This window comes from Amycolatopsis sp. NPDC028719 (assembly GCF_055565395.1).
This window is the reverse complement of record NZ_JBVHUL010000005.1, coordinates 476,519-498,304: the sequence shown is the minus strand read 5'-3', so window position 1 is coordinate 498,304 and position 21,786 is coordinate 476,519. Positions and strand designations below refer to the sequence as shown.

At 72.3% G+C, this 21,786-nt stretch carries 16 protein-coding genes and 1 pseudogene; 10 read left to right on the top strand and 7 right to left on the bottom strand.

From position 1 onward, the window contains the following. Positions 1-69: 69 nt before the first annotated feature. The 3 genes from ACZ4TR_RS25605 to ACZ4TR_RS25595 all read left to right on the top strand — a co-directional run bounded on the left by ACZ4TR_RS25605 (position 70) and on the right by ACZ4TR_RS25595 (position 4,023). Positions 70-594: a DUF998 domain-containing protein gene (locus ACZ4TR_RS25605; protein WP_465289344.1), complete on the top strand. Its 525-nt coding sequence runs from the start codon at positions 70-72 to the stop codon at positions 592-594. 127 nt (positions 595-721) lie between these two features. Next, the gene (locus ACZ4TR_RS25600; protein WP_465289762.1) at positions 722-1,912 is read left to right on the top strand and encodes a thiolase family protein; all 1,191 of its coding nucleotides are present in this window, start codon (positions 722-724) and stop codon (positions 1,910-1,912) included. Next, entirely contained in the window at positions 1,912-4,023 is a 2,112-nt protein-coding gene (locus ACZ4TR_RS25595; RefSeq protein ID WP_465289343.1) for a 3-hydroxyacyl-CoA dehydrogenase NAD-binding domain-containing protein, read from the top strand. Before ACZ4TR_RS25600 ends, ACZ4TR_RS25595 begins: the two co-directional genes overlap by 1 nt. Here the strand turns inward: ACZ4TR_RS25595 and ACZ4TR_RS25590 are convergent. The 4 genes from ACZ4TR_RS25590 to ACZ4TR_RS25575 are packed head-to-tail and all read right to left on the bottom strand — an operon-like array spanning position 4,020 to position 7,787. Beyond that, positions 4,020-4,460, bottom strand: coding sequence for a hypothetical protein (locus ACZ4TR_RS25590; protein WP_465289342.1), 441 nt, complete (start codon positions 4,458-4,460; stop codon positions 4,020-4,022). The two genes, ACZ4TR_RS25595 and ACZ4TR_RS25590, sit on opposite strands and share 4 nt — an antisense overlap. Positions 4,461-4,501: 41 nt before the next feature. Continuing rightward, entirely contained in the window at positions 4,502-5,626 is a 1,125-nt protein-coding gene (locus ACZ4TR_RS25585) for a sensor histidine kinase (RefSeq protein ID WP_465289341.1), read from the bottom strand. Further along, the gene (locus ACZ4TR_RS25580; RefSeq protein ID WP_169734892.1) at positions 5,623-6,300 is read right to left on the bottom strand and encodes a response regulator transcription factor; all 678 of its coding nucleotides are present in this window, start codon (positions 6,298-6,300) and stop codon (positions 5,623-5,625) included. The genes ACZ4TR_RS25585 and ACZ4TR_RS25580 overlap by 4 nt, the downstream gene beginning before the upstream one ends. A gap of 35 nt (positions 6,301-6,335) precedes the next feature. Further along, positions 6,336-7,787, bottom strand: coding sequence for a PucR family transcriptional regulator (locus ACZ4TR_RS25575; protein ID WP_465289340.1), 1,452 nt, complete (start codon positions 7,785-7,787; stop codon positions 6,336-6,338). 151 nt (positions 7,788-7,938) lie between these two features. On the opposite strand from ACZ4TR_RS25575, the gene ACZ4TR_RS25570 reads away from it, so the two are divergent. The 5 genes from ACZ4TR_RS25570 to ACZ4TR_RS25550 are packed head-to-tail and all read left to right on the top strand — an operon-like array spanning position 7,939 to position 14,773. Next, positions 7,939-9,384: a sodium:solute symporter family protein gene (locus ACZ4TR_RS25570; protein WP_364519148.1), complete on the top strand. Its 1,446-nt coding sequence runs from the start codon at positions 7,939-7,941 to the stop codon at positions 9,382-9,384. Beyond that, on the top strand, positions 9,377-10,321 hold the full coding sequence (gene speB, locus ACZ4TR_RS25565) for an agmatinase (RefSeq protein WP_465289339.1): 945 nt from the start codon (positions 9,377-9,379) through the stop codon (positions 10,319-10,321). The genes ACZ4TR_RS25570 and speB overlap by 8 nt, the downstream gene beginning before the upstream one ends. Next, positions 10,318-11,970 carry a thiamine pyrophosphate-binding protein gene (locus ACZ4TR_RS25560; protein WP_465289338.1) on the top strand — a complete coding sequence of 551 codons (1,653 nt, stop codon included), beginning with the start codon at positions 10,318-10,320 and terminating at the stop codon, positions 11,968-11,970. Before speB ends, ACZ4TR_RS25560 begins: the two co-directional genes overlap by 4 nt. Then, a complete protein-coding gene (locus ACZ4TR_RS25555; protein WP_465289337.1) occupies positions 11,967-13,325 on the top strand; it encodes an aminobutyraldehyde dehydrogenase in 1,359 nt (452 codons plus the stop codon). The genes ACZ4TR_RS25560 and ACZ4TR_RS25555 overlap by 4 nt, the downstream gene beginning before the upstream one ends. Beyond that, a complete protein-coding gene (locus tag ACZ4TR_RS25550; protein WP_465289336.1) occupies positions 13,322-14,773 on the top strand; it encodes a purine-cytosine permease family protein in 1,452 nt (483 codons plus the stop codon). The genes ACZ4TR_RS25555 and ACZ4TR_RS25550 overlap by 4 nt, the downstream gene beginning before the upstream one ends. Before the next feature lie 223 nt (positions 14,774-14,996). Here the strand turns inward: ACZ4TR_RS25550 and ACZ4TR_RS25545 are convergent, their stop codons facing one another. Next, positions 14,997-16,709, bottom strand: coding sequence for an arabinofuranosyltransferase AftB family protein (locus ACZ4TR_RS25545; RefSeq protein ID WP_465289335.1), 1,713 nt, complete (start codon positions 16,707-16,709; stop codon positions 14,997-14,999). A gap of 77 nt (positions 16,710-16,786) precedes the next feature. Continuing rightward, entirely contained in the window at positions 16,787-18,700 is a 1,914-nt protein-coding gene (dxs, locus tag ACZ4TR_RS25540; protein ID WP_465289334.1) for a 1-deoxy-D-xylulose-5-phosphate synthase, read from the bottom strand. A gap of 185 nt (positions 18,701-18,885) precedes the next feature. Between dxs and ACZ4TR_RS25535 the strand changes: the two are divergent. Beyond that, positions 18,886-20,354, top strand: a pseudogene (locus ACZ4TR_RS25535) (aldehyde dehydrogenase family protein). A gap of 106 nt (positions 20,355-20,460) precedes the next feature. Continuing rightward, positions 20,461-20,898 carry a hypothetical protein gene (locus ACZ4TR_RS25530; protein WP_465289333.1) on the top strand — a complete coding sequence of 146 codons (438 nt, stop codon included), beginning with the start codon at positions 20,461-20,463 and terminating at the stop codon, positions 20,896-20,898. A gap of 316 nt (positions 20,899-21,214) precedes the next feature. Here the strand turns inward: ACZ4TR_RS25530 and ACZ4TR_RS25525 are convergent, their stop codons facing one another. Further along, a complete protein-coding gene (locus ACZ4TR_RS25525; RefSeq protein WP_465289332.1) occupies positions 21,215-21,778 on the bottom strand; it encodes a TIGR03086 family metal-binding protein in 564 nt (187 codons plus the stop codon). Between the last annotated feature and the right edge of the window lie 8 nt (positions 21,779-21,786).

Below are 21,786 nucleotides of genomic sequence, written 5' to 3'. Positions count from 1 at the left end.
GTCCACTCGTACCTGTTCCTCCGGCGCGCCATCGGGCTCATCGGCCTGGCCCTGCCGGTGGTGCTGATCGTGGGCAAGCAGATCGTCCAGGGCGGCGACCTCATCGGGTCGCTCAGCGGCTACTACTACAGCGACCTCGGGAACGTCTTCGTCGGCGCGATGTGCGCGGCCGGGGTGTTCCTGCTCGCCTACTACGGCCACGACTACGTCGACAACGTCGCGAGCACCGTCGCCGGGCTCGGGGCGATCGGGCTCGCGCTGTTCCCGACCACCCCCGACCACGACGTGTCGGCCTGGGACCGGACGTCCGGAGTCCTGCACCTCGCCTTCGCGGCCGTGTTCTTCCTCTCCCTCGCCTACTTCTGCCTGCGGCTGTTCCCGCACGACGGCGAGCAGTCCCCGGGCACGAGCGTCGTCTACCGCGTCTGCGGCGGCGCGATCCTCGCCTGCCTGGTGCTCGTCGCGCTGACGAGCTACCTCCGGCTCGTGCCGGAGCTGCACCCGGCGCTGTGGCTGGAGGCCGTCGCCGTGGAGGCGTTCGGCGTCGCGTGGCTGGTGAAGGGACGGACGATGGAGCCCAAGAGTGTGCCGTAGCCCACTCGACCGGGCCACACCACTGGTTACCGGCGGGTAACAAGGGCTATCGTGCGGCTATCACCGTCTACTTCATGGAGCATTCGTGGCCGCACCAGCAACGCCGCTCGCGCCGACCGCGCGGGGCGTGCGCACCGTCGCCTTCGTCGAGGGGGTACGGACCCCCTTCGGCAAGGCCGGCGACAAGGGCATCTACGCCGGGACCCGCGCCGACGACCTCGTCGTCAACGCCATCCGTGAGCTGCTGCGGCGGCACCCGGAGCTGCCGCCCGAGCGCGTCGACGAGGTGGCCATCGCCGCCACCACCCAGATCGGCGACCAGGGCCTGACCATCGGCCGCACCGCCGCGCTGCTCGCCGGGCTGCCGAAGTCGGTCCCCGGCTTCGCCATCGACCGGATGTGCGCCGGCGCGATGACCGCCGTCACGACCACCGCGTCCGGCATCGGCTTCGGCGCCTACGACATCGCCATCGCCGGCGGCGTCGAGCACATGGGCCGCCACCCGATGGGCGAGGGCGTCGACCCGAACCCGCGGATCATCGCCGACAAGCTCGTCGACCCGACCGCGCTCGTCATGGGCCAGACCGCCGAGAACCTGCACGACCGCTTCCCCGCGATCACCAAGCAGCGCACCGACGCCTACGCCGCGCGCAGTCAGGAGCGCTACGCCGAGGCCGTCAAGACCGGCAAGATCGGCCCCGAGCTGGTCCCGGTCGCGACCCGTTCCAAGGAGCTGGGCTGGGGCTTGGCCACCGAGGACGAGCCGCCGCGCCCCGGCACCACGCTGGAAACCCTCGCCGGGCTGAAGACGCCGTTCCGCCCGCACGGCCGGATCACCGCGGGCAACGCGGCCGGCCTCAACGACGGTGCCACCGCCTCGATCCTGGCCGACGAGGACACCGCCCGCGAACTGGGCCTGCCCGTCGCCATGCGGATGGTCGGCTACTCCTTCGCCGGCGTCGAGCCGGAGGTCATGGGCATCGGCCCGGTGCCGGCCACCGAGAAGCTGTTCAAGCGCACCGGCCTGTCCATCGACGACATCGGCCTGTTCGAGATCAACGAGGCCTTCGCCGTGCAGGTGCTGGCCTTCCTCGACCACTTCGGCATCGACGACGAAGACCCGCGCGTCAACCAGTGGGGCGGCGCGATCGCGTGCGGCCACCCGCTGGCTTCCTCCGGCGTCCGGCTCATGACGCAGCTGGCCCGCCAGTTCGCCGAGCGGCCCGACGTGCGGTACGGCATGACGACGATGTGCATCGGCATCGGCATGGGCGGCACCGTGATCTGGGAGAACCCGGCCTTCGAGGGGGCGAAGTAATGACTTTCACCGCTGAAGAAGCGAAGGCCGCCTTCCCGGACGAGGTCGTCACGCACGCCGTGACGCGGCTGGTGAAGGTGCCCGGGCTCGACAAGCCCGTCGCGCTGATCACGCTCGACAACGGCCACGACCACACCCGGCCGAACACCTTCGGCCCGCAAGGGTTGGTAAGCCTGAACGCGGCTATCGACAAGGCGTTCGAGGCCGAGCCGGCCGCGATCGCCGTCACCGGCAAGCCGTTCATCTTCGCCGTCGGCGCGGACCTGTCCGGCGTCGAGTCCGTGAGCGACCCGAAGCTGGCGCGCGAGATCGCCCAGACCGGCCACGACGTCTTCCGCCGTCTGACCGAGACGAAGATCCCGACGTTCGGGTTCGTCAACGGCGCCGTCATGGGCGGCGGGCTCGAACTCGCGCTGTCCTGCCACTACCGGACGCTGTCGGAGAACACCGCCGCGATCGCGTTCCCCGAGGTCTTCCTCGGCCTGTTCCCGGGCTGGGGCGGCACGCAGCTGCTGCCGAACCTCATCGGGCCGGACGCCGCCGTGACGGTGATCATCGAGAACGCCCTGGCGCAGAACAAGATGCTCAACGTCAAGCAGACGGCCGAGCTCGGCATCGTCGACGCGGTCTTCGGGTCCGCCGACTACCTCGAGCAGTCGCTGCTGTGGCTGGCCAAGGTCGTCAACGGCGAGATCGTCCCGGAGCGCCGCGAGATCGACCGCGGATCGGGCTGGGACGCCGCCGTCGCCCGCGCCAAGTCCATTGTGGACGGCCGCACGCACGGTGCGTCGCCGGGCGCCACCAAGGCCGTCGAGCTGCTGGAGCTGGCCCGCGAGAACGATCTCGACCGGGGTTACGCGGCCGAGACCGACGGCCTCGCCGAGCTGCTCATGTCCGACGTCCTGCGCGCCGGGCTGTACTCGTTCAACCTGGTCAACAAGCGCGCCAAGCGCCCGGCCGGCGCGCCGGACAAGTCCCTGGCGCGCAAGGTGAACAAGGTCGGCATCGTCGGCGCCGGCCTGATGGCCAGCCAGCTCGCGCTGCTGTTCGTGCGCCGCCTCAAGGTGCCGGTCGTGCTGACCGACGTCGACCAGGAGCGCGTCGACAAGGGCGTCGGCTACGTCCACGCCGAGATCGACAAGCTCCTGGCCAAGAAGCGCGTCTCCCCGGACGGCGCCAACCGGCTCAAGGCGCTGGTCTCCGGCTCGCTCGACAAGGCCGCGTTCGCCGACGCCGACTTCGTCATCGAGGCCGTCTTCGAGGAGCTGGGCGTCAAGCAGCAGGTGTTCGCCGAGCTGGAGCAGCACGTCTCCCCCGAGGCGATCCTCGCGACGAACACCTCGTCGCTGTCGATCACCGCGATGGCGTCGAAGCTGCAGCACCCCGAACGCGTGGTCGGCTTCCACTTCTTCAACCCGGTCGCCGTGCTGCCGCTGCTGGAGATCGTCCGCGGCGAGCAGACCGACGACGCGTCCCTGGCGACGGCGTTCTCGGTCGGCAAGCAGCTGAAGAAGTCCAGCGTGCTGGTGAAGGACGCGTCGGCGTTCGTCGTCAACCGGCTCCTGCTGCGCTTCCTCGGCGAGGTGCTGGTGACCGTCGACGAAGGCACGCCGTTCGAGGTCGCCGACCGGGCGCTCGAGCCGCTCGGCCTGCCGATGACCCCGCTGACGCTGATGCAGCTCGTCGGCCCGGCCATCGCGCTGCACGTCGGCGAGACGCTGCACGAGGCGTTCCCGGACCGGTTCACCGTGTCCGAGAACCTCGCGAAGTTCGTCAAGGCGGGCAAGAAGGGCGTCTGGGTCTGGGATTCCCAGGGCAACCAGTCGCCCGACCCCGAGGTCGTCGAGCTGTGGACGCAGGGCGACCGGCCGTCCACTTCGGAGCAGGTGCGTGAGCGCGCGCTCGCCGCGATCGCCGAGGAGATCCGGATCATGCTCGACGAGGGCGTGGTCGCGGAGGCGCAGGACATCGACCTGTGCCTGCTCCTCGGCGCGGGCTGGCCGTTCTGGAACGGCGGCATCACGCCGTACCTGGACCGCTCCGGCGTGTCCGAGCGGGTGAACGGCAAGCCGTTCCTCGCTCCGGGCGTGGCTTCGGTCCCGGCTTCCTAGTATTCGCCCTCACGAGGGCACTTCGGCGGCGGCGCGGTGAGTTCCAGCTGCGCCGCCGCCCGGTCGGAGTCGATGACCGTCACCCGCTCGGCGGTCCGGTAGCGGGCGTGCAGGTCCTGCGCCCAGGCCCGCAGGTCGGTGCCGGGCACGGCGAGCAGGGAGATCGACGGCGGGTCCACGAACACCCGCCGGGCCGCGGGGTCGTCGCGGAAGGACGGCACGGCCGCCTGCATCTCGGCATCGGTCGGGAAGACCACGACGACCGCCGCGCACAGCGTGTGCCCGGCGAGCGGTGCCGGGTTCGTGTCCACCGGCAGGTCGGGCGGGCGCTTCAGGGCCGCGACGCCGAAGGCCAGCCCCACGCCGGCCGCCAGGGCCAGCGCGAAGACCGGGGCCACGACGCGGACCAGCGGCTTGTCTTCCACACCGACGATCACAGCACATCTCGGCTCCCGGGACACCGGTCGCGGCAGACTGCTCAGCGGACGGGGAGGTGGACCGTCACGCCCAGGCCGCCGCCCACGATCGGTTCCGCCGCCACGCTTCCGCCGTGGGCCGCCACCGCCGCGCGGACGATCGAGAGCCCCAGGCCCGCGCCGGACCGGGCCGTGCGGGCCACGCCCGCCCGGCGGAACGGCTCGAACAGCTCCGCCACCGTCGCCGGGTCCACCAGGCCCCCGGACGAGCGCACCCGCAGCACCGACCACTGCGGGCCCGGCTGCGTCACGACCTCCAGCCAGCCGCCCTCGACGTTGTGGCGGACCGCGTTCTCCAGCAGGTTGCCCGCGATCCGCTCCAGCAGCGCCGGGTCGCCGAACGCCGGCGCCGGCACCACCGCGAACGTCGCCCGGATCCCGCGCTGCTCGGCTTCCGTGCGGGCCGCACGCCAGGCTCGGTCGACGACCGCCGCCAGGTCGACCGGCTCGCGCACCCCGAGCCCGGCGCCGTCGGTGCGGGCCAGCAGCAGCAGCGAGTTCACCAGCTGCCCGGCGCGCTCGGTCGCGTCGCGGACCACCCCGCCCATCCGGCGCAGCTCGGCTTCGTCGGCGTCGTCGTCGGACAGGGTGACGTCGAGCTCCGTGCGGATCACCGCCAGCGGCGTCCGCAGCTCGTGGCTCGCGTTCGCGACGAAGTGGCGCTGCGCGTCGAACGCGGACTGGAGCCGGTCGAGCATGTCGTCGAACGTGCCGGCCAGCTCGGCCAGCTCGTCGTGCGAGCGCACCTCGCCGATCCGCTCCCCCAGCGACTCGACCGACAGCCGCCGCGCGGTCCCGGTGATCTCGCGCAGCGGCAGCAGCACGCGCGAGGTGAACGTCCAGGCGAGGATCGCCGCGGCCGCCACCACCAGCAGGAACGCGATCGACCCGAACAGCAGCATGCGGTTGCGGGCGTGCACGCGCAGGTGCTCGGCGAGGGCCGACGCGTCGACCTGGACGCCGTCGACGACGACCACGCTGCCCGGCGGCATCTGCGGGACGTTGTCGAGCGAGTCCCGGACGAGCGTCCAGGCCAGCCAGAGCAGCAGCAGGCTGACGGCGGCGACCAGCACGGTCGCCAGCAGGGTGATCCGGGCGCGGAGGCTGCGGGTGCCCGGCAGGTTCACGCGCGCGGCGCGCCGGGCTCCGGCACCCGGTACCCGGAGCCGACGACGGTCTCGATGATCCCCGGCTCGCCGAGCTTCTTGCGCAGCGTCATGACGGTGACCCGGACGGTCGTGGTGAACGGGTCGGCGTTCTCGTCCCACACGCGTTCGAGCAGCTCTTCGCTGCTGACGACCGAGCCGGCGGCCGACAGCAGCACCTCGAGGACGCCGAACTCCTTGCGCGTCAGCTCGACCGGCCCGCTCGCGCGCCGGACCGTGCGCTTGGCCGGGTCCAGCTCGACGTCACCCGCGGTCAGCAGCGGCGGCGCGGCCGGGGTGGCCCGGCGGCCCAGCGCTCGCACCCGGGCGACCAGCTCGGGGAAGGCGAAGGGTTTGGCGAGGTAGTCGTCGGCGCCGAGCGACAGCCCGTCGACGCGGTCGGACACCGAGCTGCTCGCGGTCAGCATCAGCACCCGGGTCAGTTCCCCGGACGCGACGATCTCCCGGCACAGCTCGTCCCCGGACATCCCGGGCAGGTCCCGGTCCAGCAACACGACGTCGTACCGCGTGACGGCGGCCTTTTCGTGCCCGTCGTCACCCGTGAGCGCGACGTCCACCGCCATGCCTTCGCGGCGCAAGCCACGGGCGATCGCGTCGGCCAGGGGTTCTTCGTCCTCTACTACCAAAACTCGCACGACTCCACAATTCCATATTTTCCTGAGAGTGCCCTTTAAGGACGATGTGCGTCAGGTGTGGCCCACCGGAGGGCGAACCACAACCGCATGCGGACCTCCGGGTCCGCCAGGTCCACGTCCAGGGCCTTCTCCACCTGGGCGATCCGGTGCCGGACGCTGTTGCGGTGCACGCCCAGCTCCGCGGCCGTCGGTTCCCAGCCGCCGTGGTGGGCCAGCCACGTCCGCAGTGTCAGCACCAATGACCGGTCCCCCGCCTGGTCGAGCGCGACCAACGGCTCCAGGGCCTTCGAAGCGAACCCGCGGGAAGCGTCCGGGGCCACCAGCGAGTCGAAGTCCAGCGGCGAGCTCCCGGCCACCACCGGGCGCCCCAGCGACTGGGCGCGCGCGAGCAGCAGGTCGACTTCGCCCTCGGACAGCCGTCCGGCCGGCGCCGGGGAGCCCACCGCCACCAGCCAGCCGTGGTCGCGCAAGCCCTCCAGCACCGCGAGCGGCGGCGCGGATCCCGCGATCGCCACGAACCGGCCGGACCGCACCGAAACCAGCGGGGTGTCCAGCCGCGCCCGCAGCCAGTCCGGGCGCTGGGCCACCTCGTCCGGGCCACGCCGGTAGGCCGTCCCGGCGACCAGCCGGACCACCTCGGAGCCCAGCAGCGACCGGGCCACCTCCCCGGGCGCCGTCCGGCCGAGCAGCAGGCCGGTGGCCGCCGCGCCCAGCTCGGCCGTGTCCGAGCCCGCGCGGCCGACCAGGCCGAGCAGGGCCGCGCCGACGGCGAGGATCGCCCGGTCGGCCCCTTCGAGCCGCCGGGATCGGCCGACGACCACCAGGTGCGACGCCGTCGCCTGCGGGTACACCGGCTGGACGACGACGAACCCGGCGTCGAGCTCGGTCGTCGCGCTCCGGATCCCGCTGCCCGTGCGCACGGTCGCCATCAGCTCCCGCACCTGCGGCGGCAGCGGCGTGGGTGCGTCGTGCGCCGAAGCCAGCACGTCCCCGGCGCCGACCAGGGCGACCCAGGACCGCAGCACCGCCGCCAGCGACGACGTCAGCTCGCCGAGCCCGCCACTCGCGGCGCGGGTCAACGTCTCGCGCGCCGCGGTGATCCGCCGCTGGTCCCGCTGCCCGGCCTCGGTCAGGGCGACGGAGACGGCCCGGTTGACCGCCAGGAACGGCGTGCGCGACGGCACCACCAGCAGCGGCAGCCCACGGCGCGCGCAGGCCCGGCGCAGGGACTCCGGCAAGGTCTCGTGCACCGTCGGGGTGAGGCCGAAGCCCAGCGCCGTCACGCCGGCGTCCCGCAGGCCGCGCACGTACCGGTCGAGCTGCCCGGGCAGGTTGACACCAGCTGTGAGGATCAGCTCGCCGCCCACCAGGTACGGCGCCGGGTCCTGCAGCTCGCTGACGTGGGCCCAGCGCACGGGGAGGTCCAGCGCGCCCGGTCGCAGCGTCTCGGGGACGACCTCCAGCGCGAGCTCCCGGTTGCCGACCACGTCCCGTAACGGGACATTCACCTCCGTGGACAACAACTCCGGGATTTGGGCCATTTCATCCTCGACTTCGCCGACATTGGGATGAAGCATCCCATGCCGCCGCGATGTCAGCCGAACCTACGGTGGCCCGAAACGACGTGAGGAGGACACCGTGACCGGGGACTACGCCGTGATCGCGTTGTACATCGCGGGGATGCTCGGGGTCGGCTGGTACGGCCTCCGGCTCGCGAAGACCAAGTCCGACTACCTCGTCGCCGGGCGCCGGCTGGGCTGGTTCATGTACTCCGGCACGATGTCGGCCGTCGTCCTCGGCGGCGCCTCCACCGTCGGCGGCGTGAAGCTCGGCTACACCTACGGCATCTCGGGCATGTGGCTGGTCGTCAGCATCGGCGTCGGCATCCTGGTGCTGCACGCGCTGTTCGCGCGGCGGCTGGTGCGGCTGAAGGTCTACACCGTCGGCGAGATGCTGGACCTGCGCTACGGCGGCCGCACCAGCGCGGTGTCCGGCGTCGTCATGTGGGGCTACACGCTCATGCTCACGGTGACCTCGACGCTGGCGTTCGCGACCATCTTCAAGGTGCTCTTCGACCTGCCGAACTGGGCCGGCATCGCGATCGGCGGGTCGATCGTGGTCCTCTACTCGGTGCTCGGCGGCATGTGGTCGATCACGCTGACCGACATCGCCCAGTTCGTCATCAAGACCATCGGCATCCTGGCGATCCTGCTGCCGGTCGCGATCAGCTCGGCCGGCGGCTTCTCCGGCATGAGCGAAAAGCTCGACGCGAGCTTCTTCAGCTTCACCTCGATCGGCACCGACACGATCATCACGTACTTCGTGATCTACACCTTCGGCCTGCTGATCGGCCAGGACATCTGGCAGCGCGTGTTCACCGCCCGCACCCCGGCGATCGCGACGTCCGGCGGCATCACCTCCGGCGTCTACTGCCTGGTGTACGGCTTGGCCGGCGCCCTGATCGGCACGGCGGCGCACACGCTGTACCCCGATCTCGCCAGTGCGCAGGACGCCTTCGCGACGATCGTCGAGCGCCTGCTGCCGACCGGCGTCCGCGGCCTGGTGCTGGCCGCCGCGCTCTCGGCGATGATGTCGACCGCGAGTGGCGCGCTGATCGCCTGCTCCACCACGACGACGTCGGACCTGCTCACCAAGATCGGCCTGAAGAAAGGCGGCGAGGTCCGCCGCAACCGGATCGCCACGCTGGTGCTCGGGCTGATCGCGATCGGCATCGCGATGGTCGTCGACGACGTCGTCAACGCCCTGACCATCGCCTACGACATCCTGGTCGGCGGCCTGCTCGTCGCGATCGTCGGCGCGCTGTTCTGGAAGCGCGGCACGCGACAGGGCGCGTACGCGTCGATGGTCGCCGGCACGGTGTCCGTGATCGCCTTCATGATCATCGACGGCGTCGCCGCCAACACCCCGATCTACTGGGGCCTCGGCGCGAGCCTGGTCGTCTACCTGGCGGTCAGCTTCGCCACGCCCCGCACGGCCGACTCGGTTCTTTCCCTTTGGACCCGCCGCCTCAACGGCGAAGACACCACCACCGAGACCCGGGAACAGGAGCCCACCAGTGCCTAACATCGGACCCCTCGACTCGTCCCGTGTCCCCCGGTTCGCCGGCTTCGCGACCTTCGCGCGACTGCCGCGGATCGACCAGGTCGAGCGTGCCGACATCGCCGTCGTCGGGGTGCCCTTCGACTCCGGCGTGTCCTACCGTCCCGGCGCGCGGTTCGGCCCGGCGGCGGTGCGGGAGGCGAGCCGGCTGCTGCGGCCGTACCACCCGGAGCTGGACGTCTCGCCGTTCGCCGATAAGCAGGTCGTCGACGCCGGCGACATCGCGGTGAACCCGTTCGACATCGGCGAAGCGATCGAAACGCTGCAGCAGGAAGCCGAAGCGCTGCAAGCGAACGGGACGCGGCTGGTGACGGTCGGCGGCGACCACACCATCGCCCTGCCGCTGCTGCGGGCCGCGGCGAAGCAGCACGGGCCCGTCGCCCTCCTGCACTTCGACGCGCACCTCGACACCTGGGACACCTACTTCGGCGAGCCGTACACCCACGGCACCCCGTTCCGGCGGGCGTCCGAAGAAGGCATCCTCGACACGAGCGCGCTGTCGCACGTCGGCACGCGCGGGCCGCTGTACGGCAAGCGGGACCTCGAAGAAGACCGCCGGCTCGGCTTCGGCATCGTCACCTCCGGCGACGTGCTGCGCCGCGGCGTCGCCGAGACCGTCGACGCGCTGCGGCAGCGCATCGGCGACCGGCCGCTCTACGTCTCGGTCGACATCGACGTGCTCGACCCGGCCCACGCGCCCGGCACCGGCACCCCCGAGGCGGGCGGGATGACCAGCCGCGAGCTCCTCGAGATCCTGCGCGGGCTGCGTGATCTCAACCTGGTCGGGGCGGACGTCGTCGAACTGGCTCCCGCTTACGATCACGCCGAAATCACGGCCATCGCGGCCTCCCACGTCGCCTACGACCTGGTGAGCCTGCTGTCCTTGGGAAAGAGCGCATGACCGATACCGAACGCATCGGCGGCGACGTCGTCGTGGAAACCCTGCGGGCGTTGGGCGCCGACACCGTGTTCGGCCTGCCGGGCCAGCACGCGCTGGGCCTGTTCGAAGCGCTGCGGCGCGCCGGCGACCTGCGGGTGATCAGCGGGCGCGTCGAAAACAACCTCGCCTTCGCCGCCGACGGGCACGCTCGCGCGCGGCTCGCGGCGAACCCCGACGGCCCGGTGCCGGTGACGCCCTTGATCGTGTCGACCGGCCCGGGAGCCCTGCTGACGTTGGCTTCCCTGCAGGAATCCCGGGCGGCGTCGGTGCCGGTGCTCGGGATCTCCAGCCAGGTCCCGGTCGCCGGGCTGGGCGGCGGGCGGCACGGTTACCTCCACGAACTGCCCGACCAGCAGGCCAGCTTCTCCGGCGTCGTGAAGTCGGTGCACGTCGTGCGCCGCGCCGGCCAGATCCCGACCGCGCTGCGCGAGGCCTGGACGTCGGCCGCGACCGCACCGTACGGCCCGGTGTGGGTCGAGATCCCCCAGGACGTCCTGCTCGGCCCGGCCGGGCTCCCGCCGATCACGTCGGTGTCGGCCACTCCCCCGCCCCTGGGACCGCTGCCCGAGCTGGTCACCGCGGCCGCCGATCTGCTGGCCGCGGCGTCGAATCCGGTGATCCTGGCGGGCGGCGGCGCGCTGCGGTCCGGCGCGCACGCCGAGCTGACGGCCCTGGCCGAGGCGGTGCGCGCCCCGGTGATCTCGACCTTCGGCGGCAAGGGCGTCTTCGGCTGGGACCACGAGCTGTCCGGGCGATCCTGGATGGAGGACTGGCACACCACGGAGTTCCTCGCCGGCGCCGACGTGCTGCTCGTGCTCGGCTCCGGCCTCGGCGAGCTGTCCAGCAACTACCGCGAGTTCGCCCCGCGCGGCCGGGTGATCCAGGTCGAGGCCGACCTGGGCAAGCTGGAGTCGAACTACCCGGGGCTCGGTATCCACGCCGACGTCCGGCTCACCCTGCAGGCGCTGCTGGAGTGGGTGCCGATGCGGACGTCCGACGGCCGGGCCGAGAAGGCGGTTTCCGGGCTGCTCGCGCGCGTCGAGTCCCGGTTGGACGGTCAGGACCTGGCCGTCGAGCGCAAGCTGATCGACGACATCCGCGCGGCGCTCCCCGAGGGCACTCAGACGTTCTGGGACATGACGATCGCCGCGTACTGGGCCTGGTCGGCGTGGAACCCCGAAGGCGCGCCGATCCACACCGCCCAGGGCGCGGGCGGGCTGGGCTACGGCCTGCCGGGCGCGCTCGGCGGCGCGGCCGCCGGCAGCCCGACGCTGGCCGTGTCCGGCGACGGCGGCGCGATGTACGGCGTCGCCGAGCTGGCGACCGCGGTGCAGCACGGCCTCGACGTCACGTGGCTGGTCGTCGACGACGGCGGCTACGGCGTCCTGCGCGAGTACCTGACCGACGCGTTCGGCCACACCACGGCCACCGAGCTGGCCCGGCCCGACTTCGTGGCTTTGGCTTCGTCCTTCGGTGTACCCGCTCGTCTCTCCTCTTTGGACACCGTCGGCACGGATCTCGCCGAAGCGCTGCGCGCACCCGGGCCGTCCGTGGTCGTCCTCCCGGCCCTGCTGAAGCTGTTCGCGCCGACCCACCTGGAGCAGGCATGACCCGCACCCTCGAGCTGACCGACCCGGCGACCGGCGAGGTGTTCGGCACCAGTGTCATCGCTGCGCAGTCCGATGTGGACCACGCGCTCGAATCGGCCGCGCAAGCGTTTGCGGGATGGCGTCGCAGCACCCCGGCGCAGCGGCAGCTGGCCCTGCTGAAGATCGCCGACACCCTCGAGGCTCGCGCTTCCGAGTTCGCCGACCTCGAAGTGCGCGAGACCGGCAAGATCCGGTCGGTCGTGCTGGAGGAGGAGATCCCGGAGTGCGTGAGCGCGCTGCGGTTCTTCGCCGGCGCCGCACGGCACCTGGAAGGCACGGCCGCCGGGGAGTACGCGCCGGGCCACACCTCGGTGATCCGCCGCGAGCCGGTGGGCGTCTGCGCGCAGATCGCGCCGTGGAACTACCCGCTGATGATGGCGGTCTGGAAGATCGCGCCGGCGCTGGCCGCGGGCAACACCGTGGTGCTCAAGCCGGCCGAGACGACGCCGTCGACCGCCGTGCTGCTGGCCGAGGTCGCGGCGGAGTTCCTGCCGGCGGGCGCGTTCACCGTGCTGACCGGCGACCGCGACACCGGCCGCGCGCTGGTGCGTCACCCGATCACGGACCTCGTCTCGATCACCGGGTCGACGCGGGCGGGCATCGACGTCGCCACCGTGGCGGCCGCCGACCTCAAGCGCACCCACCTGGAGCTGGGCGGCAACGCACCACTGCTGGTGTTCCCGGACGCCGGCCTCGCGGCGACGGCGGACGGCATCGTGGGCGCGGCGTTCTACAACGCGGGCCAGGACTGCACCGCGGGCAGCCGGGTCCTGGTGCACGCGTCGATCCACGACGACTTCGTCGCTTCGCTGGCGAAGGCCGCCGCAGCTCAGACGCCCGGCGTCGACTTCGGGCCGTTGAACAGCGCGGCGCAGTTCTCGCGCGTCGAGGGCCTGATCTCGCGGCTGCCCTCGCACGCCCGCGTCGAAACCGGCGGGACGCGGTTCGGCACTCGGGGCTTCTACTTCTCCCCCACGGTGATCTCCGGCCTGCGCCAAGACGACGAGATCGTCCAGGAGGAGATCTTCGGACCGGTCATCACCGTCCAGTCCTTTTCGGACGAAGCCCAGGCGGTTTCGCTGGCCAACGGTGTCCCGTACGGGCTGGCGTCGTCGGTCTGGACGAACGACCTCCGCGTCGCCGCGCGGGTGTCGGCCGACCTCGACTTCGGCTGCGTGTGGGTGAACACGCACGGGCCGCTGGTCGCCGAAATGCCGCACGGCGGGTTCGGCCACTCCGGCCACGGCAAGGATCTCTCGGGGTACGCCTTCGCCGAGTACACGCGGGTCAAGCACGTGATGACGAGGTTCGCATGAGCGAGAAGATCACGGAGGTCGAGCAGCACGGGATCGCGCCGATCCCGCCGGAGGAACAGACTTCGCGCCCGCGCGACCTGTTCCGGATGGCGTTCGGCGGCGCGAACACGTTCGCCACGATCATCCTTGGCACACTGCCGATCGCGTACGGGCTGAGCTTCCGCGACGCGGCGCTGGCCACGGCGCTCGGCGTCGTCGTCGGCGGCCTGGTCCTGGCGCCGATGGCGTTGTTCGGACCGCGCACGCGGACCAACAACGCGGTGTCGTCCGGCGCGCACTTCGGCGTGGTCGGCCGGTGCGTCGGATCGTTCCTGTCGCTGCTGACGGCGATCACGTTCTTCGCGATCTCGGTCTGGGTCAGCGGCGACGCGGTGGCCGGCGCGGCCCAACGGCTCTTCGGCTTCGACGGCGGCGCGGTGCTGCGCGGGCTCGCGTACGGCGTGATCGCGCTCGCGACGCTCGTCGTCTGCATCTACGGCTACCGGTTCATGCTGCTGGTCAACCGGGTCGCGGTCGTGCTCGGCACGCTGATCATGCTGCTGGGGATCGTGGCGTACGGCGGCTCGTTCGACCCGGGCTACGCGGGCACGGGGACGTACGCGCTGGGCACGTTCTGGCCGACGTTCACCCTCGCGGCGCTGACGGCCCTGGCCAACCCGATCTCGTTCGGCGCGTTCCTCGGCGACTGGGCCCGCTACATCCCCGCCCGGTACAGCAAACGTTCTCTCCTGGCGGCGCCGTTCCTGGCCCAGGTGGCGACCCTGCTGCCGTTCGGCTTCGGCATCGCGACGGCGACGCTGGTGGCGGACCCGGCCGACTACATCACCGGCCTGACGGCGGTTTCCCCGCTGTGGTACGCGATCCCGCTGATCGTGGTGGCGCTGATCGGCGGCCTGTCGACGGGCACGACGTCGCTGTACGGCACGGGCCTCGACTTCAGCTCGATCTTCCCGCGCCTGTCCCGGGTCCGGGCAACGCTCCTGATCGGGACGCTGAGCGTGGCGTTCATCTTCGTCGGCAACTTCGTGCTGGACATGGTGTCGAGCATCAACGCGTTCGCGACGCTGATCGTGCTGTGCACGTCACCGTGGATGGTGATCATGATGATCGGCTTCGTCCAGCGGCGCGGGTGCTACGACGTGGCGGACCTGCAGGTGTTCAACGAAGGCCGCCGAGGTGGCCGGTATTGGTTCGCCCGAGGAGTGAACTGGCGGGCGATGGCGGCCTGGATCCCGGCGACGACGCTGGGGCTGCTGTGCGCGAACACACCGATGATCGCGGGACCGCTGCGGGACATCGCGGGCGGCGTGGACATCAGCCTGCTGGTGACGTTGGTGACGGCGGCGGTGGCGTACCCGGTGCTGGTGAAGCTGTTCCCGGAGCCACCGGAGGTGTTCAGTTCCGTGCCCGCGCCTGCGGTGGTCGTCACCGTGCCCGCGGAGGCCTGACCGCAGAGAGCCCGCCGGGGGCGCCCCCGTTTTCCACTCTACCGGCGAGCACCGACAGTTTCGGGCGGCCGGTCCCGGCTCACGCAGTGAATGACTCATTCCTCTCGTCGGACGAGGTGAATGGGTCATTCACTGCATCGGCGCGGCCGGAAGTCTTGTCAGGCGAGTTGCCTCGGGTCGGTGCCGGCCGCTCCCGGCGGCAACCACCGTGCGGCGCGCGACCTCAACGGCAAGGGACCTGACGCGGATCGGCGGGATAGCGCAACGCGCTCCGGGCGAACGCGCCGGTCAGGTTGTCCCAGAAGCGGTTCGCGGTGAGCGGGGCCCGCACCGAGTCGAGCATCTCGCGGATCTCGGCGCACTCCAGGGCGACTCGGGCGGCCGCGATCTGGTCGGCGGGGAGCGCACCTTCGCCCGCGCCGCCGCCGTCGGCGACGTTCCACGCCGGCGGCAGGTCCTTCTCGTGCCCGCTGCGCCGGGAACCGGCCGCCTCCGAGTGCGCGGCGAGCGGGCTGACCAGTCCGTACACGTCGTGCACCCGGACCTCCAGCGGAGCGACCATGCCGAGCGCGCCGATGCTGCCGACCACGAACGTGCCGTCCGGGGCCGCCGCGGGGTAGCGCAGCCACGAACCGCGTTGCGCGATCACCATCGACGACGGCGCTTCCCGCAGCATCGCCTCCGCTTCGCGCAGCCCCATGGCGGTGGCGTAGTCATCGCCGTGCATGGGGTGCTCGCGCCCGCTCGCGGCCGACCAGTAACCGCGCTCGTCGGCGATCCCGGTCGCCGGGTCGTAGTGCCGCGCGTCGGCGTCGTAGGGCACGCGCAGCCAGACGCCGGCGACGAGCGCCCACCCGCCGACCGCGGCCACCAGGAGCGCGGTCCACCGCGTCACCGGGACCGCCATCACCGGGAGCAGCCCGGCGAAGAGCGCCGGCAGCAGCATCCGGCCGTGCATGAAGTCGCCGCCGATGCGGACCACGTACACCGCCATCACCAACCCGGCCAGCAGGGGGAAAGCGATCAGCACGAGCGTGACCCGGGTCCGGGGCAGGACACGCGTGACCAGCACGAACACGCCGGCCAGGAGCAGCAGCGGCAACCACAGGGTGTAGGGCGAGACCAGGTCGGCCAGGTAGCGCAGGCCCCGGTCCCAGTGCGCCGCCGACGCCTCCTTGGCCACCGCGGTGTTCGGGGTGACCAAGCCGTAGTAGCCCATGCGGAAGACCTGGTAGGCGAGCGGCAGCGCACCGGCGACCGCGACCAGGCCCAGGGTGCGTGGCCAGCCGCGCCAGGCGACGAAGCACAGCGCGGCGAACCCGAACGCGCTGAACAGCGCGAGGTCCGGCCGCACGAGCGGCCCGAGCCCGAGCGCGAGCGCCACCGGCCACGACCGCTCGGTGACACCGGTCGCCCGGCGCACGACGAGCCACCAGCTGCCACCCAGCCAAAGCGAGATCAAGCCGGTTTCCAGCCCGGAGGTCGCGAAGTCCAGGAACGGCGGCAGGGCGCACACCAGCAACGCCCCGGCGGGCAGCACGAGACCGGTCCCGGCCGGGCGGTGCAGGCGCCGCGCGCCGGCCATGGCCAGCACCAACCCGCCGACCGCGCAGACCAGCCCGGTCACGACGGCCACCCACTCCAGCCCGGCCCCGGGGATCAGGCCGAACAGCCAGACGAGGAAGGTCCACAAGGTGCTGGTGTTCGCCTCGACGCGCTCCCCCGCGTTGAAGACGGCGCCATTGCCCTCGTAGAGGTTGCGGACGGTGCGCAGCACGATCAGGCCGTCGTCACTCATCCACCGGCGCTGCCAGGCGAGGTTCGCGAAGAGGAGCGCGGTCGCGCCCATGGCGGTCCAGGCCCACACGCCCGGTTTCCGGTACCAGGCCGGCACCTCGCCGGGTGTTCCGGGCAGCAGTGTCCGAGAATCCGTCACGCGGTCCTCCCCCTCGTGCGGCACCCCCGGAACCTACTGCGAGCCCCCGGGTCGCCCCGACCCGGCCTGGCGCGAGCTCAGGCCGAGTGGTCGCGTGCGGACTCGGTCCGCTCGGCCGAGCCGAGGCGGCCCGCGGCCCACTCCGTCACCCGGCGAGCCACGTCCTGAGCCGTCAGCCCGATGCGCCCCAAAACCTCGTCCCGGCTCCCCAAGTCATGGAACGTCTGCGGCACCGCCAAATCCCGCAACGGGACGTCGCATTCCGCGTCGCGGAACATCGCCGCCAGCGCCGAACCGAAGCCGCCGTGGCGGCCGCTGTCCTCGACCGTCACCACCAGCTTGTGCTGCGCCGCCAGCGCCACCAGCTCGGCCGGGACCGGCAGGACCCAGCGCGGGTCGACCACCGTCACGCCGATGCCCTGGTCCGCGAGCCGGTCGGCCGCCGCCAGGCCCAAGGTCGCGAACGGGCCCACCGTCACCAGCAGCACGTCGGCACCGTCGACAGGGCGGCGCAGCACGTCGACCGTGCCCAGCCGCTCGACCGCCGCGACGTCCGTGCCGACCTTGCCCTTCGAGAAGCGCAGCGCCGTCGGGCCGTCGGACACCGCCACGGCCTCGCGCAGCTCCTCGCGCAGCGTCGCCGGGTCGCGCGGGGCCGCCACGCGCATGCCCGGCACCATGCCCAGCAGCGACAGGTCCCACATGCCGTGGTGGCTGGGGCCGTCCGGCCCGGTGATGCCGGCGCGGTCCAGCACCAGCGTCACCGGCTGGCGGTGCAGCGCGACGTCCATCAGCACCTGGTCGAACGCGCGGTTCAGGAACGTCGAGTAGATCGCGACCACCGGGTGCAGCCCGCCCATCGCCAGCCCGGCGGCCGACGTGACCGCGTGCTGCTCGGCGATGCCGACGTCGTACCAGCGGTCGGGGAACGCCTCGGCGAACTTGTCGAGGCCGGTCGAGCGCAGCATCGCCGCGGTGATCGCGACGACGTCCTCGCGCTCGGCGCCGATCTTCGCCAGCTCGTCGCCGAACACGCCGGTCCAGCTCGGGCCCTTCACCGGCGGCAGGCCGGTCTCCGGGTCGATCGGGTCGGTCTGGTGCATCTGGTCGTGCTCGTTGTTGACCGCGGGCGCGTAGCCGTGGCCCTTCTCGGTCACCACGTGCACGATCACCGCGCCGCCGAACGCCTTCGCGCTGTGCAGGGCCTTCTCCAGCGCCACCTGGTCGTGGCCGTCGACCGGGCCGAGGTACTTCAGGCCGAGGTCGGAGAACATCGCCTGCGGGCTCAGCGCGTCCTTCAGCCCGGCCTTCGCGGCGTGCAGCGCGGCGTAGATCGGCTTGCCGACGACCGGGGTGTGCCTGAGCAGCTCGCGGCCGCCGTCGAGCAGCCGCTCGTAGCCGGGCTGCAGGCGCAGCGCCGCGAGGTGGTCGGCGAGGCCGCCGATGGTCGGCGAGTAGGAGCGGCCGTTGTCGTTGATGACGATGACGACCGGGCGCTCGCGGTGGGCGGCGAGGTTGTTGAGCGCCTCCCAGCACATGCCGCCGGTGAGCGCGCCGTCGCCGACGACGGCGACCGCGTGCCGCTCACCGCCGTCCAGGGCGAACGCCTTCGCCAAACCGTCCACATAGGACAGTGCGGACGACGCGTGGCTGCTTTCGACCCAGTCGTGGTCACTCTCCGCGCGCGACGGGTAACCGGTGACGCCGCCGGTCTGGCGCAGCCGGTCGAAGCCGTCCGCGCGGCCGGTGACGATCTTGTGCACGTAGGCCTGGTGCCCGACGTCCCAGACGATCGCGTCGCGCGGCGAGTCGAACACGCGGTGCAGCGCGATGGTCAGCTCGACGACGCCGAGGTTCGGCCCCAGGTGCCCGCCGGCGCGGCGGACCTTGTCGACGAGGAAGTCCCGGATTTCGGCGGACAGTTCGCCGAGGTCCTCGACACTCATGCGCTTCAGGTCCGCCGGTCCGTTGACGGACTCCAGCAACGTCACTCGTCTCCACCTCACTTGGTCGGCACGCCCCGCGTCCGGCCAGTCTACGGAGGACGGCCACCGGCCTTCCGCCCGCCGCGTCCGGCGTCACAGGCGGAGCGCGATCACCCGTCATCTGCCGGGGTGAACCTCGTCTCCCCACCGTGCTGTGGCGGTCACGCCGCGTGGCCGTGAGAATGGGACGCATGGCGGACTTCTTCATCGGCGGCGAATGGGTGGACGCGCTCGGCGGCGGCCGGCGGGAGATCCGCTGCCCGGCCGACGGTCCCTGGTCGCGACGGTCGCCGAGGGCACCGCCAAGGACACCGAAGCCGCCATCGCGGCGGCGCGCCGGGCGTTCGACACCGGCCCGTGGCCCGGCACGCCCGCGCACCTGCGCGGTGACCTGCTGCTGCGTACCGCGGACCTGCTGGACCGCGACGCGGAGGCGTTCGCCCGAGCCGAGTCGCTCGACACCGGCAAGCGCCTGGTCGAAAGCCGCTACGACATGGCCGACATCGCCGCCTGCCTGCGCTACTTCGGCAAGCTGGCGGCGCAGGACGCGGGCCGCGTCGTCGACACCGGCAACCCGGACGCCTTCAGCCGGATCGTGCACGAACCGGTCGGCGTCTGCGGGCTGATCACGCCGTGGAACTACCCGCTGCTGCAGACCGTGTGGAAGATCGCACCGGCGCTGGCCGCGGGCAACACGTTCGTGCTCAAGCCCAGCGAGCTGACGCCGCACACCTCGATCCTGTTCCTGAAGCTGCTCACCGAGGCGGGCCTGCCGCCCGGCGTCGCGAACCTGGTGCTCGGGGCCGGCGCCGAGGTGGGCGCACCGCTGGCCGAGCACCCGGACGTCGACCTCGTGTCGTTCACCGGGGGCCTCGCGACCGGTCGGGTCATTGCCGCCGCCGCGGCCGCGACGGTCAAGAAAGTGGCCCTGGAGCTGGGCGGGAAGAACCCGAACGTGGTCTTCGCCGACGCCGACTTCGAGACGGCGGTCGACTACGCGCTGACGGCGGTGTTCCTGCATTCCGGCCAGGTGTGCTCGGCGGGCGCGCGGCTGATCGTGCAGCGGGAGTGGCACGACGAGTTCGTCGCCGAGCTGGTGCGCCGGGCCGAGCGGATCCGCCTGGGCGGGCCGTTCGACGAGCACGCCGAGACGGGACCGCTCATTTCGGCCGCGCACCTCGCGAAGATCGAGCGGTATGTGGCGGCGGCGCTGGCCGAGGGCGCGGTGCTCCGGACCGGTGGGCGGCGCCCCGACGATCCTTCCTTGGCGGAGGGCTTCTACTACCTCCCGACCATCCTCGACCAGGTGAAACAAGGGGCGTCGGCGGTCGTCGACGAGTCGTTCGGGCCGGTGCTGACGGTCGAGACGTTCACCGACGAGGACGACGCCGTCCGCATCGCCAACGACACCCACTACGGCCTGGCCGGGGCGGTGTTCACGAACGACGCTTCGCGGGCGCAGCGCGTGGCGGGGCGGCTGCGCCACGGCACGATCTGGATCAACGACTTCCACCCGTACCTGCCGCAGGCCGAGTGGGGCGGCTACAAGCAGTCCGGGTTCGGCCGCGAGCTGGGCCCGACGGGGCTCGGCGAGTACACCGAGGTCAAGCACATCTACCAGAACCTGCGGCCGGCGCCGCAGCGCTGGTTCGCCGGCTGAGCGGTCCCTCGATCGAGATCCACCGAACGGCCCAGCGCGCGAAACATGCTCGGAAAGCCGTTTCCCGCGCCTTATGCTGCCTCCACCGCGACCCAGGGAGGCCGGAGTGGACCAGCAGCGACCGGGGAAGCGGCTCCGCGGCCCGCGCGCCGTGGCGGTGGGGATCGCGGGGCTCGGCGTGATCGCGGGATTGACCCTGCGCACGGCGGACTACCCCGGGTTGCTGCCGCCGGGGACGCCGGATCCGGAGCTGGACCTGGGGCTGCGCCTGGTCTGCGCGGCGGCGGTGCTGATCGCGGGCACGCTGGCGTACCTGACGTTCGCCCGCCGCCAGGACGAGCCGCTGGCGATGGCCTCCCTCCCGGGTCTGGTCGTGACGGGCGTGGTCCTGCGGCACCTGGTGGTGACGCTCCCGGGCGTGACGAGAATCCAGCCGGCGGCGCGGGTGGTGCCGGGCGCGGGGTCCTGGGTGCTGCTGGCGTCCGGGGTGGCGATGACGGCGGCCGGCCTGGCGGCGGCGTTCGCGGTGCGCCGGGCCGCGTGAGCGTTCACGCCTTCCTCGAGACGAGCACACCCTCGATCGGGCTGGCGGCAGCCTTCGCGGCGCGCCGGGCCTGAGCGACAGCGCGCCGCCCACGCTCCCCTGACACGAGCCACACTCGCGGCCGACCTCGCGGCGCACCCGACGACATAAGCAGCAGCGCGCGCCCGCGCTCCCTCGAAACAAGCCACCTCAGCCGCCGGCAGGTGCCCGCCTTCGCGGGGCGCCTCGCCTAAAGCCGGCTGTAGGCCGCCTTGGCGGCGCGCGAGGGCCCGCTGCGTGATCAGGTCGCCGCGCAGCACCTGGGCCTCGGCGCCGGCTAGCCGTTCACCGCCCTCCGGCCGAGGAACGCCGCCAGCCGGTCCGCCGCCGTCGCCCCTGGACGCGCCTCCACCTCCGGCCCGAACGGGCCGCCCGGCGGCCGGGCCGCCGACCCGAACCGGGACCGCCACTGCTCCAGCGCCCCCTCCGCCAGGTCCGGCAGCAGGTCGGTCGAAGCACCGGTCGCGTCCGCGAGGTCCCAGCCGTGGGCCAGGTACTCGTTCACGCGCATGTGGACCAGGAACACGCCCGGCAGCTCCCCCAGCGGCGTCGTCACCTTCCGCGAGAACAGCCCCGGCTCGGCCAGCACCGCCCGCGCCGCCGCGACCGACGCGACGAACGCAGCCGCCGGCGAAGCACCCAGGTAGTCACCCTCCGGAGCCGGTGGCCCCGAACCGGCCCAGAACGCCACTTTCGCGTTGCCGTGCGCGAGGTGGTCGACGACCGCGCGGACGTCCCAGTCCGCGCACGCCGTCGGCAGTGTCCACTGCGCACGGCCGATCGCCGAGACCAGGCCGGTCACCGTCGAAGCCGCGCGATCGAAATCGTCGAGAGGAGTCATGCCCGCAG